14 protein-coding genes are annotated in these 12,805 nt (G+C 65.8%); all 14 read right to left on the reverse strand.

Annotated elements, in window-relative coordinates; genetic code table 11:
* Positions 1 to 229 precede the first annotated feature (229 nt).
* The 14 genes from murA to NN4_RS32725 all read right to left on the reverse strand — a co-directional run bounded on the left by murA (position 230) and on the right by NN4_RS32725 (position 12,804).
* On the reverse strand, positions 230 to 1,489 hold the full coding sequence (gene murA, locus NN4_RS32655; RefSeq protein WP_107654455.1) for a UDP-N-acetylglucosamine 1-carboxyvinyltransferase: 1,260 nt from the start codon (positions 1,487 to 1,489) through the stop codon (positions 230 to 232).
* A gap of 242 nt (positions 1,490 to 1,731) precedes the next feature.
* Complete coding sequence (locus NN4_RS32660) at positions 1,732 to 2,313, reverse strand: cob(I)yrinic acid a,c-diamide adenosyltransferase (protein ID WP_147139481.1); 582 nt, start codon at positions 2,311 to 2,313, stop codon at positions 1,732 to 1,734.
* 65 nt (positions 2,314 to 2,378) lie between these two features.
* On the reverse strand, positions 2,379 to 2,795 hold the full coding sequence (locus NN4_RS32665) for a DUF2550 domain-containing protein (RefSeq protein ID WP_186818745.1): 417 nt from the start codon (positions 2,793 to 2,795) through the stop codon (positions 2,379 to 2,381).
* 194 nt (positions 2,796 to 2,989) lie between these two features.
* On the reverse strand, positions 2,990 to 3,367 hold the full coding sequence (locus NN4_RS32670; protein ID WP_107654452.1) for a F0F1 ATP synthase subunit epsilon: 378 nt from the start codon (positions 3,365 to 3,367) through the stop codon (positions 2,990 to 2,992).
* Positions 3,368 to 3,373: 6 nt separating this feature from the next.
* Positions 3,374 to 4,822 carry a F0F1 ATP synthase subunit beta gene (gene atpD / locus NN4_RS32675; protein WP_107654451.1) on the reverse strand — a complete coding sequence of 483 codons (1,449 nt, stop codon included), beginning with the start codon at positions 4,820 to 4,822 and terminating at the stop codon, positions 3,374 to 3,376.
* A 16-nt stretch (positions 4,823 to 4,838) separates the two neighbouring features.
* Positions 4,839 to 5,810 carry a F0F1 ATP synthase subunit gamma gene (locus tag NN4_RS32680; protein WP_147139484.1) on the reverse strand — a complete coding sequence of 324 codons (972 nt, stop codon included), beginning with the start codon at positions 5,808 to 5,810 and terminating at the stop codon, positions 4,839 to 4,841.
* 141 nt (positions 5,811 to 5,951) lie between these two features.
* The gene (atpA, locus tag NN4_RS32685; RefSeq protein WP_147139486.1) at positions 5,952 to 7,589 is read right to left on the reverse strand and encodes a F0F1 ATP synthase subunit alpha; all 1,638 of its coding nucleotides are present in this window, start codon (positions 7,587 to 7,589) and stop codon (positions 5,952 to 5,954) included.
* A gap of 85 nt (positions 7,590 to 7,674) precedes the next feature.
* A complete protein-coding gene (locus tag NN4_RS32690; protein WP_147139488.1) occupies positions 7,675 to 8,484 on the reverse strand; it encodes a F0F1 ATP synthase subunit delta in 810 nt (269 codons plus the stop codon).
* A 19-nt stretch (positions 8,485 to 8,503) separates the two neighbouring features.
* Positions 8,504 to 9,067, reverse strand: coding sequence for a F0F1 ATP synthase subunit B (locus NN4_RS32695; protein WP_107654447.1), 564 nt, complete (start codon positions 9,065 to 9,067; stop codon positions 8,504 to 8,506).
* A gap of 5 nt (positions 9,068 to 9,072) precedes the next feature.
* Positions 9,073 to 9,321 carry an ATP synthase F0 subunit C gene (locus NN4_RS32700; protein ID WP_107654446.1) on the reverse strand — a complete coding sequence of 83 codons (249 nt, stop codon included), beginning with the start codon at positions 9,319 to 9,321 and terminating at the stop codon, positions 9,073 to 9,075.
* Between the two features lie 75 nt (positions 9,322 to 9,396).
* Entirely contained in the window at positions 9,397 to 10,245 is an 849-nt protein-coding gene (gene atpB / locus NN4_RS32705) for a F0F1 ATP synthase subunit A (RefSeq protein ID WP_167768945.1), read from the reverse strand.
* A gap of 249 nt (positions 10,246 to 10,494) precedes the next feature.
* Positions 10,495 to 10,953 carry a Cg1360 family ATP-synthase-associated protein gene (locus NN4_RS32715; RefSeq protein ID WP_135235071.1) on the reverse strand — a complete coding sequence of 153 codons (459 nt, stop codon included), beginning with the start codon at positions 10,951 to 10,953 and terminating at the stop codon, positions 10,495 to 10,497.
* 11 nt (positions 10,954 to 10,964) lie between these two features.
* Positions 10,965 to 12,122, reverse strand: a complete 1,158-nt coding sequence (locus NN4_RS32720) for an MraY family glycosyltransferase (protein ID WP_107654444.1) — start codon at positions 12,120 to 12,122, stop codon at positions 10,965 to 10,967.
* 16 nt (positions 12,123 to 12,138) lie between these two features.
* A complete protein-coding gene (locus tag NN4_RS32725; RefSeq protein WP_135235070.1) occupies positions 12,139 to 12,804 on the reverse strand; it encodes an L-threonylcarbamoyladenylate synthase in 666 nt (221 codons plus the stop codon).
* Between the last annotated feature and the right edge of the window lies 1 nt (position 12,805).

Raw genomic sequence — 12,805 nt, forward strand, 5'->3', positions numbered from 1 at the left:
ATCCAGCTTAGCTCAGCCGCTCCCCCAGAACCAAATCGGGGTCTCAGTCAAGCTAGTGTGAGCGTCAGGCGCTCCTCGTACTACCTCGTGTCCCTGGCCTTCGCTCAGCGTTTCCGCTGGCTTCTCGGCTCCGGGTCGGTGTCCGTGTCGCTCTGACTCGAATAAAGTTACGTGTCTGCGTGCGCGATGTCAAATCGCCTGGTCAGGAAGGGTTTTCGGCGCTAACGCCTCATTCCGCAGCGCCGACTCGCTTCACTTCGCCGCCCAACGCCTGCAGTTGCTCCACGAAATTCGGGTAACCGCGGTCGATGTGGAAGACGTCGTGCACCTCGGTGGTTCCGTCGGCAACCAGACCGGCGAGTACCAAGCCCGCGCCGGCCCGAATGTCGGAGGACCACACCGGCGCGCTCGACAACCGCGGAATACCGCGCACCACCGCGTGATGACCATCGGTCCGCGCATCGGCGCCGAGCCGGATCATCTCCTCCACGAAACGGAAGCGCGCCTCGAAGACGTTCTCGGTGATCATCGAGGTGCCGTCGGCGATCGCGGCGAGCCCGATGGCCATCGGCTGCAGATCGGTGGGGAACCCGGGGAACGGCAGCGTCGAGAAGTTCACCGCGCGCGGACGCTCGGCCTGCACGACCCGGAAGCCGTCCTGCTCGAACGAGATCCGCGCGCCCGCCGAGCGCAACTTGTCCAGCACCAGCGACAGATGCTTCGGATTCACTCCGGTCACCCGGACATCACCCATGGTCATCGCGGCGGCGATGCCCCAGGTCGCCGCGACGATGCGGTCGCCGATCACGCGATGGGTGGTCGGCGACAACCGCTTGACGCCCTGCACCGTCAACACCGAGGTGCCCGCACCGGTGATCCGCGCACCCATCTGCACGAGCATGTTGCACAGGTCGACGATGTCGGGTTCGCGCGCGGCGTTGTCGATCACCGTCTCGCCCTCGGCGAGCACGGCCGCCATCAGGATGTTCTCGGTCGCGCCCACCGAGGGGAAGTCGAGCCGAATCTTGGCGCCCTGCAGCTCGTCGGCCCGCGCGACCACGCAGCCGTGCTCGATCTCGCTGGTCGCGCCGAGCAACCGCAGGCCGGCCTGGTGCATGTCCAGCGGGCGGGAGCCGATCGCGTCACCGCCGGGCAGCGCGACGACCGCCCGCTTGCAGCGCGCCATCAGCGGCCCGAGCACACACACCGACGCACGGAACTGCGTCACCGCGGGAAAGTCCGCGTGGTACTTCGGTTCTGCGGGGGTGTCGATGGTGACCACCCCACCATCGATCGCGACGTCGCAGCCGAGGCCGCGCAGCACGTCACCCATCAGCGGCACGTCGAGAATGTCCGGGCAGTTCGTGATCGTGGTGGTGCCCTCGGCCAGCAAGGCAGCGGCCATCAGCTTGAGGACGCTGTTCTTGGCGCCCCCCACCGCGACTTCACCGACGAGTCTGTTCCCGCCGGTAACCAAAAACCGTTCCATGCCGCCTCTCCGCGTATTCGGCGCACTGTTGGGTGCAAGGATAGTTGCGGCACTGTTCCGCCACTCCGGGTATTCAGCGCACTAGTGGGTGCCACGGTAGTTCGGTTGCGGGCCGGCGGTCGGGTGCCGGGCTGAATTCACCCACCCCGTCGGCTTCGCCTCCTACCGTCCCCTGAGTTCTGGGCCTACCCGGGGTGTAACCCATGAACTCGAGGACATGCGTCCTCGCGTCTCGAGCATTATCAGGTGCTCGACCTGGTTCCGCCGGGCTTCCACAGGATATCGCCGCCGGGATTGGCCACGCGGCTCAGGATGAACAGCAGATCCGACAGCCGGTTCAGGTACTTGGCCGGCAAAACATTCGTGTCGTCCGGGTGTGTCTCGATGGCTGCCCAGGCGGAACGTTCCGCGCGACGGGCGACGGTGCGCGCCGTGTGCAGCAGCGCCGCCAGCGGGGTGCCGCCCGGCAGAATGAACGAATTCAGTGCCGGCAGTTCAGCATTGAACTCGTCGCACCAGCCTTCGAGTCGGTCGATGTAGTCCTGGGTGATGCGCAGCGGCGGATACTTCGGCTCCGCGACAACGGGGGTAGACAGATCGGCGCCCGCATCGAACAGATCGTTCTGTATCTGGAGCAGCACCGCACGCAACTGCTCCTCGGGCTGCCCGAGCGCGATCGCCACCCCGATTGCGGCGTTCGTCTCATCGCAATCGGCGTACGCGACCAGCCGAGGATCGGTCTTCGCCACCCGCGAGAAGTCGCTGAGACCAGTGGTCCCGTCATCGCCGGTGCGCGTATAGATCCGCGTCAGATGAACACTCACAGGACCAACCCTAGCTCCCCTACCGTCCGGAGTCCTTTGCCGCACAGCGATGCGCGCGGGCGGGATCAACGCATTCGGCGGGTGCGATCCGAGGGGCGAGACTCCACCCAGGACAGAAACGCGGTCCGCGAGGCCCGATCCAGGGCGAGTTCGAAGCTGCCCTCCCGATCGGCCACGGCGATCACCGCGATGTCGTCGCTCATGATGTCGAATTCGTCGCCGACGGGTCCGCGGCGGTCGCCGATCTCGATGCCCTGGCGGTGAATTGTGCAGTCGGGGCCGAGTTTCAGGCTGGTCAACTTGAAAAAGACCATTCGGTCTTCGTCATATCGGAGCAGACCGTGCCGCCAACCCTGACCACCGCGGGCGGGCAATACTCGCAACAGTGCGGCGGTTCCGCCGCGCCGCAACATGATCAGGCGATAGGTCGAGGCCAGGGCCAAGAACACGAGCGTGAGCACCAGAATGATCAGGAGAACCATCCCGGTCTGCAATGCAGTTCGTCCCTTCGCTCTGTCGCCGTGTCGTCGACACCCCGCGGTCATTCAACCACGACACCAAGTTTACAAACTGGGGGGCCGTGTATTAAGACGACCGCAAGAGGTGTGAAGACGACTGTCGGCGGCGAAGGTCTCTTCGCCGCCGACAGTCTCGTGCTCGAATATCCGGTTGTCGCTTACGCGTTCGCAGCCTGCTCCGCCGCGCGGACCTGGGCCTGCGCCGCGAGCTGATCCTCTTCGCTGGCCGCCGAGTCGGCCAGCACGCGCCGCGCCGCCTCGACATCCACCTCGTCCGCGAACTCCGCGGACTCGGCCAGGATCCGGACCGTGCTGGCGGTCACGGAGAAGAAGCCGCCGTGCACCGCCGCGACGATGCGCTCACCCTCGGTGGAGACGATGGCCACCGTGCCGCCCTCGACCAACTGGCCGAGCAGCGGCTCGTGACCCGGCATGATGCCGATCTGGCCCTCGGTGGTCTGCGCACTGACGAACGTCGCTTGCCCGGCCCAGAGCCGTCGTTCGACGGCGACCAGGTCAACTGACATTTCCGACATCGGTGACTACTTTCCGGCGATCTTCTTCGCGGCCGCCTCGACATCGTCGAGGCCACCGCAGCTGTTGAACGCCTGCTCCGGGAAGTGGTCGAACTCGCCCTTGCAGACCCGGTCGAAGTCGTCGATGGTCTGCTCCAGCGGAACCACCGAACCGACCTGACCGGTGAACTTCTCGGCCACGATGAAGTTCTGGCCGAGGAACTTCTCCAGGCGACGGGCGCGACCGACGAGGACCTTGTCCTCTTCGGAGAGCTCGTCCATGCCGAGGATGGCGATGATGTCCTGCAGTTCCTTGTACTTCTGCAGGATCCGCTTCACCTCGTTGGCAACGGCGAAGTGCCGGTCGCCGACGATCGAGGCCTCCAGGATGCGGGAGGTCGAGGTCAGCGGGTCGACGGCCGGGTAGATGCCCTTCTGCGAGATCGGGCGGGAAAGCTCGGTCGTCGCATCGAGGTGGGCGAAGGTGGTGGCCGGCGCCGGGTCGGTGTAGTCGTCGGCGGGCACGTAGATCGCCTGCAGCGAGGTGATCGACCGGCCACGGGTCGAGGTGATGCGCTCCTGGAGCTCACCCATCTCGTCCGCGAGGGTCGGCTGGTAACCGACGGCCGAAGGCATGCGGCCGAGCAGCGTCGACACCTCGGAACCGGCCTGGGTGAACCGGAAGATGTTGTCGATGAACAGCAGCACGTCCTGGTGCTGCACGTCGCGGAAGTACTCGGCCATGGTGAGGGCCGAGAGGGCGACGCGCATACGGGTGCCCGGCGGCTCGTCCATCTGGCCGAAGACGAGGGCGGTGTCCGGGAGGACGCCCATCTCTTCCATTTCCAGGCGGAGGTCGGTGCCCTCACGGGTGCGCTCGCCGACGCCGGCGAACACCGAGGTACCGGAGAACTCCCGCGCGATACGGGTGATCATCTCCTGGATGAGCACGGTCTTGCCGACACCGGCGCCACCGAACAGGCCGATCTTGCCACCCTTCACGTACGGGGTGAGCAGGTCGATGACCTTGATGCCCGTCTCCAGGATCTCGGTCTTACCCTCGAGCTGGTCGAATGACGGGGGCTTGCGGTGGATGCCCCACTGCTCGCCGTCGCGGCCGAGACCCGGGCTGTCCAGGCAGTCGCCGAGGGCGTTGAAGACGTGGCCCTTGACGACGTCGCCGACCGGCACCGAGATCGGCTTGCCGCTGTCGGTGACAGGAGCGCTACGGACCAGGCCGTCGGTGGGCTGCATGGAGATGCAGCGCACGATGCCGTCGCCGAGGTGCTGGGCGACCTCGAGGGTCAGGGTCTTTGCCACCGAGGTCAGTTCGATCTCGGCGTGCAACGCGTTGAACAGTTCGGGAATCGAGCCCCTGGGGAACTCGACGTCGACGACGGGGCCGATGACTCGGACGACGCGACCTGAGTCTGCGCCGGTCCGACTCGTGTTGTCTTGCGTGACTGCTGCGGTCATTTTTCTCTTCCTGCGCTTAGTCGCGGTCCGAGCTCGAAGCCAGCGCGTTTACGCCGCCGACAATTTCGCTGATTTCCTGCGTGATCTGGGCCTGCCGCACCGAGTTCGCCTGCCGGGAAAGATCCGTGGCAAGTTCGTTGGCGTTATCGGTGGCTGCCTTCATTGCGGTGCGCCGAGCCGCGGACTCGGATGCCGCTGCCTCGAGCAACGATGAGTAGATACGCGTGTTGATGTACTTGGGCAGCAGGGCCGCCAGCAGCACATCGGCGTCGGGCTCGAACTCGTACTGCGCGTGTACATCCGCCGTGGGCGAATCGGAGACGAAGTCCTCACCCATGTCGAAGTTCTCATCGACATAGCTGACCTGGATCGGCGCCAGCCGGCGCACCTCCGGGGTCTGCGTCAACATCGACACGAACCGCGTGTACACGATGTGCAGCTCGTCGACGCCGGCGATCTCGCCCGATCCGTCCGGAGCGGGCACCTGGCCGTCGGCGCCTGCCATGAAGGCGTCCACCAGGTGGTGGCACGCCTCCGAGGCATCGGTGTACTTCGGCTGCTGCGAGAACCCGTGCCACGCGGCGACCAGCGGGCGGTTGCGGAAGGTGTAGTACGTGATGCCCTTACTGCCCATCACGTAGATCACCGGCTCTTTGCCCTCGCCACGCAGCGTGTGCATCAACTCTTCGGCCCGCTTGAGCACGTTCGAGTTGTAGCCACCGGCCATGCCGCTGTCACTGGTGATCACCAGCACCGCCGCCCGGCGCGGCTCGGCGCGCTCGGTCAGCAGTGGGTGGGTCAGGTTCTGCGACGCGCTCGCCAGCTCACCGAGGACCTTGGTGATCTCCTCGGCGTACGGCTTGGCGGCCGCAACCCTGGCCTGTGCCTTGGAGATTCGCGAGGTCGCGATCAGCTCCTGGGCCTTGGTGATCTTCTTGATCGAATTCACACCACGAATGCGGGAGCGCAATTCACGCAAACTTGCCATCAGCGGTTCACACTCCCTTCATGCTGTGTCGGATGGGCGGCATTCACGGGCACTGCATGGTTACGCAAGCTGCCTCCTCCGTGCCTGACGCTCATGCCGCGCTCGGTACCACGAATAACTCGCATCAGTCCCGAACCTGGGTCACTTCTCGACGTGCTTGCGGGTGACCGACAGCGTCTCGACCTCTTCGTGCTCGAGATCGGCCGCCTCGGCCTCGTTCACCACACGGCTGCCATCGGAGGCGAGGAAGCCCTGCTTGAACTTGTCGGTCTCCGACTTGATCTGGTCGGCCGCCTCGTCCTTGAGGACCTTGCCGCCCTCGATCGACTTGAACGCGTCGCCCGCGACCCGGTGCAGGTGCTCGAGCAGCTCGTTGTTGAAGCGACGGATGTCGGCGACCGGAACAGAGTCGTAGTAGCCGGCGTCGACCAGGAAGATCGAGACGATCTGGTTCTCGACCGGAACCGGCGAGTACTGGTCCTGCTTGAGCAGCTCGACCCAGCGGGCGCCACGCTCGAGCTGCGCCAGCGACGCGGCATCGAGGTCGGAGGCGAAGGCGGAGAACGCCTCCAGCTCGCGGAACTGCGCCATTTCCAGACGCAGCGAACCGGCGACCTTCTTCATGCCCTTGGTCTGGGCCGCGCCACCGACACGGGAGACCGAGGTACCGACGTTGATCGCCGGGCGGACGCCCTTGTTGAACAGGTCGGACTCGAGGAACACCTGGCCGTCGGTGATCGAGATCACGTTGGTCGGGATGAACGCCGAGATGTCGTTGGCCTTGGTCTCGATGATCGGCAGACCGGTCATCGAGCCGGCGCCCATCTCGTCGGAGAGCTTGGCGCAACGCTCCAGCAGACGCGAGTGCAGGTAGAAGACGTCACCCGGGTACGCCTCGCGGCCCGGCGGGCGACGCAGCAGCAGCGAGATGGCGCGGTACGCCTCGGCCTGCTTGGTCAGGTCGTCGAACACGATGAGGACGTGCTTACCCTGGTACATCCAGTGCTGGCCGAGGGCCGAACCGGTGTACGGCGCAAGCCATTTGAAGCCGGCCGAGTCCGACGCGGGGGCCGCGACGATAGTGGTGTACTCCAGCGCGCCACGGGCCTCCAGCGCGGTCTTGACGCCCGCGATGGTGGAACCCTTCTGGCCGATGGCCACGTAGATGCAGCGCACCTGCTTGGCCGGGTCGCCCGAGTCCCAGTTCGCCTTCTGCGCCAGGATCGCGTCGATGCAGACCGCGGTCTTGCCGGTCTTGCGGTCGCCGATGATCAGCTGACGCTGGCCACGGCCGATCGCGGTCAGCGCGTCGATGGCGGTGATGCCGGTGGCCAGCGGCTCCTCGACCGGCTGACGCTCCAGCACGGTCGCGGCCTGCAGCTCGAGCACGCGGCGCTCTTCGGCCTCGATCTCGCCCAGGCCGTCGATCGGGTGGCCGAGCGGGTCGATCACGCGGCCGAGGAAGTTGTCGCCCACCGGGACGGAGAGCACGTCGCCGGTCCGACGGACCTGCTGGCCCTCTTCGAGCTCGGCGTACTCGCCGAGGATGACCGCACCGATCGAGCGGTCCTCGAGGTTCAGCGCCACGCCGAGCACGCCACCCGGGAACTCGAGCAGTTCGTTGGCCATCGCCGAGGGCAGGCCGCTGACATGCGCGATGCCGTCGCTGGTGTCGGTGACAACACCGACTTCTTCGATGGAGGTCTCGGGGGTGTAGCTCTGCGTGTAGCTCTCGATCGCGCTACGGATCTCGTCGGAGGAGATCGTCAGCTCCGCCATGTTCTTCCTGCTCTCGCTGTGTCGAATGTCGGGGGTGGGGGTCGGCAGCCGGCGAAGCCGGCGGGGTGGGTGGACCCTGCGGACGTCAGGTCAGGGACCGACGCAGCCGTTCCAGTCGGCCGATGGCGCTGCCGTCGATGACGTCGTCGCCGACGTGTACGACGAGCCCGCTCAGCAGACTCGGGTCGACCTGGACGTGCACCTGGACCGGCTTGCCGTAGATGCGATGCAGCGAGGCGGCGAGCCGCTCGCGCTGCTGCGCCGACAGTTCGATCGCCGCGCGCACGTGCGCCACGATCTGGTCGCGGCGGGCCGCGGCCAGGTCGGACAGTTCGTCGAATGCCACCCCGACTGCCGTCTTCTGCCTGGTCACCACTTGCTCAGCCAGGGTTAGGGTGATGGATTCGGTCTTGCCGGTGAGCAGGCGATCGACCAGTTCCCGCTTGGCCTCGGCCGGCTTCGTCCGGTCGGAAAGGGCCTGCTCCAGCTCGGGGTTGTCGCTGATGATCCGGCCGAGCCGGAACAGCTCGTCCTCGACCGCGTCGAGACGACCACTGTCGGCCGCCGACTCCAGCAACGCCTCTTGCCCGAGCAACACCAGGGTGTCGACCAGGTCGGCGGTCCTGGACCAGTCCTGGGCCACCGCGGTGGTCAGCACGGCCAGGGTGGCCGGGCTGACCTTTCCGCTGAAGACCCGCTCACTGAGCTCGGCCCTGGCCGAGCCGGGCACCGACACGTCCGCGAGCGCAACACGCAGCGAACGCTGGTCGTCCAGCACGGCGACAACGGCGAACAGTTCGGACCCCGTCGTTGCCGCGACACTGTCGCTTCCGGTCAGAGCGGCCCTGAGCGCCTCCCGAGACCGGGCGCAGGCCTCGCGGCTCGCTGCGTACATGCTTCTCACTTTCGCGTCGCTACCTTCCGACCCCGATGCCGGCTTTCGACTCGTCGTCGAGTTCGGTCAGGAACCGCTCGATCGACGCCGCCTGCTTAGCTTCGTCCGAAACCGACTGCCCGATAATCTTTTCGGCCAAATCTACGGCCGTGTGGCCGAGTTCGGTGCGCAGTTCGGTCAGGATCTGCTGGCGCTGTGCTTCCAGCTGGCTGTGACCCGCGGCGACGATGCGGTCACTTTCGGCCTGTGCGTCCGCGCGCATCTGCGCGAGGATCTGCTGGCCCTGGGTGCGCGCTTCCTCACGGATGCGTGCGGCCTCGAGCCGGGCTTCGGCCAGCTGCTGCTGGTACTGCTGCAGCGTGAGCTGGGCCTCTTCTTGGGCGATCTCGGCGCGCTTGATGCCGCCTTCGATCTTGTCGGTGCGCTCGTCGAGCGTCTTCATCAGACGCGGGATCACGTACTTGTAGAAGAGGACCGCGATAATCGCGACGCAGACGATCGACCACACGATGTCGTACGTCTCGGGGATAAGAGGATTCACATCCTCTCCGCTTTCCGCTGCGAGAACAGAGAACTCGTTCATCGGAATCAGAAGATGAAGCCGGCGACGAGGCCGATCAGGGCAAGCGCCTCGGTGAACGCGATGCCGAGGAACATGGTGGTCCGGATCTGGCCCTGCAGCTCGGGCTGACGGGCGATGCCTTCGATGGCCTTACCGACGACGATGCCGACGCCGATGCCGGGGCCGATAGCCGCCAGACCGAAGCCGATGGCGCCGTATCCCTTGACCTTCTCAGAGGTGGTTGCGGCTTCCTGGGCCAGGTACGCGAGGCTCATGAGTCTTCCATTCCCTTTCTGTTGCACACCCGCCGGTCGGCGAGGTGTAGCAGGTTTTCCGGTAAGTCAGGCAGGTCAGTGTGAATCCGCGTTTTGCGCGAGTCCGATGTAAACGGCGGTCAGCAGCGCAAACACATAGGCCTGCAGGAAGATGACCAACATCTCGAAGAGCGTGAACCCCAGGCCTGCCGCGAGCGAGAACGGCGAGAACACCTTCATCCAGGCAGCGGCGTCGAACAGGAAGAACCAGGTAGCGCTGAAGAACAACACCAACATGATATGTCCGGCCAGCATGTTGGCCATGAGTCGGACCATCAGGGTGAACGGACGCAGGATGAACGTCGAGAGGAACTCGATGGGAATCAGCAGCAGATGCAGGGCAGGCGGCACATTCGGCACCACGATGCTGCTGCGCATGTACTTGACGAATCCGTACTTCTTGATACCCACGTAGTTGAACGCGATGTACGCCACAGCGGCCAGCACCAGCGGCATGCCGATTCGGGCGTTCGAGGAGATGTTCAACCCGGGAATGATGCCGGAGAAGTTCAGAAACAGGACCGTGAAGAAGACCGTCGCGATGAGCGGGAAGAACTTGCGGCCGGATTCCTTACCCAGAACTTCGTCGGAAATCTGTTCCTTGACGAAGACGAGACCGGTTTCGGCGACGTTCTGCAGCCCGCGCGGGATGATGCGGGGATTCCGGAATGCGAGGACCATCACGATGACCAGCACCGCGGTCATCAGGAGCCGGATACCCATCAAACGATCGATTTCGAACGGCGTACCCTCGAACAGCAGCGCTGGAGGGAAGAAGTCGGACAGCGATGGCGCGTGGAACTCGCCCGCCAAAGTGGTGACGCTCAGCGTTCTCTCCCGTGTTCGGGCCGTAGGTTCGGTTGATCCCACGGTTCGATCGGACATTGACGATCAATTTGGGTCGACTCAGGTCGGCTCGAAGTTCGTCAGCAGCTGTGCGGCGGGTTTTGATTCCACCTGGCGTCTGTACGTGTGTCGGCGACATCGTCGACATGCAGAACCGGAACCCTCAGAGCCCGGCACGGCAGTAAGCATAGCGGCACTCGGAGGGATCTTGGCGATCCCCCCTCGCTTGGTTGCTTGCTTACCAACACTTTACCAAGTTATCTACGACAGCGTGTAGGTGGGTGGGGATCAATCTTCCCGAGGGGGCGAATCCGGCGCCGCATCGGGCACCGTCACGTACGGAACGCGCTGCCGGACAACGCCATACGTCTCGGCCCCGAGCACGATGACCAGCGCACCGATCACGGTAAGAAAAAGGACCATTCGGTCATAAAAATCGAATTGATTCAGTATTGCTATGACCAAAAGGGCCACCAGCATTTTGCCGACCCAGCTGCCGAGCATCACCATGCCCGCCGTGGTCGGCGGCAATTTCGCGCCGAACAGCACCACCGCGGCGGTGGTCAGGATGAAGCCGCCGCCGATGGCCGAGCCGATCAGCGCACCCCACAGGCCGGGCAATCCGGCGGCCGCGGCACCGATCGCGACGGACAGCACGACCAGCACGCCGAGCCCGATCAAGCCGTAGCGCAGGGCCGCCTTCAGCGGGGCGTCGGGACCGGGAACGGGGGTGGGAGTGAAGCTCACATTTGCGAACCTTACCCGGCAGGTGGTCCGTCCTCTGCGGCCTCCCCGCGGCGCAGGCCCGGAATGGCCGTCACGACGAGGGCGAAGACCAGTCCGCCTGCCACCAGCAGGACGACCAGGGTGAGGTTCATCAGCGCCGTGCCGACCGCGCCGAACGCGAGGATCCCGACCCACAAGTAGATAAGCAGCACCACGCGCCGATGCGAGTGCCCGATCTGCAGCAATCGATGGTGCAGGTGCATCTTGTCCGGAGTGGAGAAGCTCACACCAGCCCGTACCCGCCGGACGATGGCCAGCACCAGATCCAGCACCGGAATGAACATGACCGCGCCGACCAGCAGCAGCGGCGACAGCAGGCCGACGATGTCGCGGGTGCCGAAGCCCTGCAGCGGGATGCGGCCCGACGCGCTGGTGGAGACCGCGGCCAGCACCAGGCCGATCAGCATCGAGCCGGAATCGCCCATGAAGATTCGCGCGGGCTGGAAATTGTGCGGCAGGAAGCCGAGGCAGGCACCGGCCAACGCGGCGGCGAGCAAGGCGGGCGGGTAGGTGTCGACCGAGCCGCCCTGGTCGTTCATCAAGCCGAGCGCGAACACGAACACCGCGACCGCCGCGATGAGCCCCAAACCGGCCGCGAGGCCGTCGAGTCCGTCGACGAAGTTCATCGCGTTCACCAGGGTCACGGTGACCCCCACGGTGATCAGACCACCTTGCAGCGCGTCCAGAAAGACCGTGGTGTTGTTGAACGGGTTGTAGATGCTGTACCAGCTCAAACCCATGACAGCCATCACACCCGCCGCGGTCACCTGTCCGGCGAACTTCGTCAGCGCGTCGAGGCCCCAGCGGTCGTCGACGATGCCGACCGCGACAATGATCGTGCTTCCGACCAGCACCGCGAGCGGAATATTCGGGCTGTAGTCGAAACCGTTGCGCAGCGCGGGGAGTTGGTGGGCGAACAACATCGCCGCCACCACCCCGACATAGATGCCGACACCGCCCATCCGGGGAATCGGCTTGACGTGCACGTCACGTTCGCGCGGCACCGCGACGGCGCCGAAGCCGATGGCGAGCACCCGGATCCCGCCGGTGGCCAGGAAGGTCACGACCGCGGAGATGAGCAGTACGAGCAGTAGCTCCCGCAGGGGAACGACGGCACCCGAACCGGTCATCCGCGGCACCCACCGCTCATCGGGTGGAGGCGCTGGTCAGCGCCTCCGGCGACATACCGAGCACGTCGGCGATGTCGCCGATGGGGACCGCGCCCTCGCGCAGGATGCGCGGCTGGTCGGCGGTGAGGTCGATGATGGTGGAGGCGACGGCATGGTCCGCGGGGCCACCGTCGAGGTAGACGCCGACCAGCTCACCCAGCTGGTCGCGGGCTTCGGCGGCGGTCTTGGCGGGCGGCTGGCCGGAGACGTTGGCGCTGGAGACCGCGAGCGGGCCGACCTCGCGCAGCAGCTCCAGCGCGACCGGGTGCAGCGGCATCCGCAGCATCACCGTGCCGCGGGTATCGCCGAGGTCCCAGGCGAGCGAAGGGGCTTGCTGCACAACGAGACTCAGGCCGCCGGGCCAGAATGCCCGGATCAGCTCGCGCGCCTGCGGGCGCACCGAGAAAACCAGGCCGTCGATGGTGTGCCAGGAGCCGACCAGGACCGGCACCGGCATGTCCCGGCCACGGCGCTTGGCCGCGAGCAGCTCGCTCACCGCGGTGGCATCGAAAGCGTCGGCCGCCAGGCCGTAGAGCGTGTCGGTGGGCAGCACGACGAGTCGCCCGGACTTCAGGGCGCTGGTGGCTGCGGTCAGTCCGGCGGCGCGCGTGTCGGGATCCGCGCAGTCGTAGACGGTACTCACG

The sequence above is a fragment of the Nocardia ninae NBRC 108245 genome (assembly GCF_007990755.1).
GTDB classification, from domain to species: domain Bacteria; phylum Actinomycetota; class Actinomycetes; order Mycobacteriales; family Mycobacteriaceae; genus Nocardia; species Nocardia ninae.

What these genes read in the sequence shown, in the direction of transcription:
- atpD (WP_107654451.1), bottom strand. Translation starts at nt 4,822, where the DNA reads ATGACCGCAGCAGTCACGCAAGACAACACGAGTCGGACCGGCGCAGAC.
- NN4_RS32720 (WP_107654444.1), bottom strand. Translation starts at nt 12,122, where the DNA reads ATGACCGGTTCGGGTGCCGTCGTTCCCCTGCGGGAGCTACTGCTCGTA.
- NN4_RS32670 (WP_107654452.1), bottom strand. Translation starts at nt 3,367, where the DNA reads ATGTCGGAAATGTCAGTTGACCTGGTCGCCGTCGAACGACGGCTCTGG.
- murA (WP_107654455.1), bottom strand. Translation starts at nt 1,489, where the DNA reads ATGGAACGGTTTTTGGTTACCGGCGGGAACAGACTCGTCGGTGAAGTC.
- NN4_RS32690 (WP_147139488.1), bottom strand. Translation starts at nt 8,484, where the DNA reads ATGTACGCAGCGAGCCGCGAGGCCTGCGCCCGGTCTCGGGAGGCGCTC.
- NN4_RS32680 (WP_147139484.1), bottom strand. Translation starts at nt 5,810, where the DNA reads ATGGCAAGTTTGCGTGAATTGCGCTCCCGCATTCGTGGTGTGAATTCG.
- NN4_RS32665 (WP_186818745.1), bottom strand. Translation starts at nt 2,795, where the DNA reads ATGGTTCTCCTGATCATTCTGGTGCTCACGCTCGTGTTCTTGGCCCTG.
- atpB (WP_167768945.1), bottom strand. Translation starts at nt 10,245, where the DNA reads ATGTCCGATCGAACCGTGGGATCAACCGAACCTACGGCCCGAACACGG.
- NN4_RS32700 (WP_107654446.1), bottom strand. Translation starts at nt 9,321, where the DNA reads ATGAGCCTCGCGTACCTGGCCCAGGAAGCCGCAACCACCTCTGAGAAG.
- atpA (WP_147139486.1), bottom strand. Translation starts at nt 7,589, where the DNA reads ATGGCGGAGCTGACGATCTCCTCCGACGAGATCCGTAGCGCGATCGAG.
- NN4_RS32695 (WP_107654447.1), bottom strand. Translation starts at nt 9,067, where the DNA reads ATGAACGAGTTCTCTGTTCTCGCAGCGGAAAGCGGAGAGGATGTGAAT.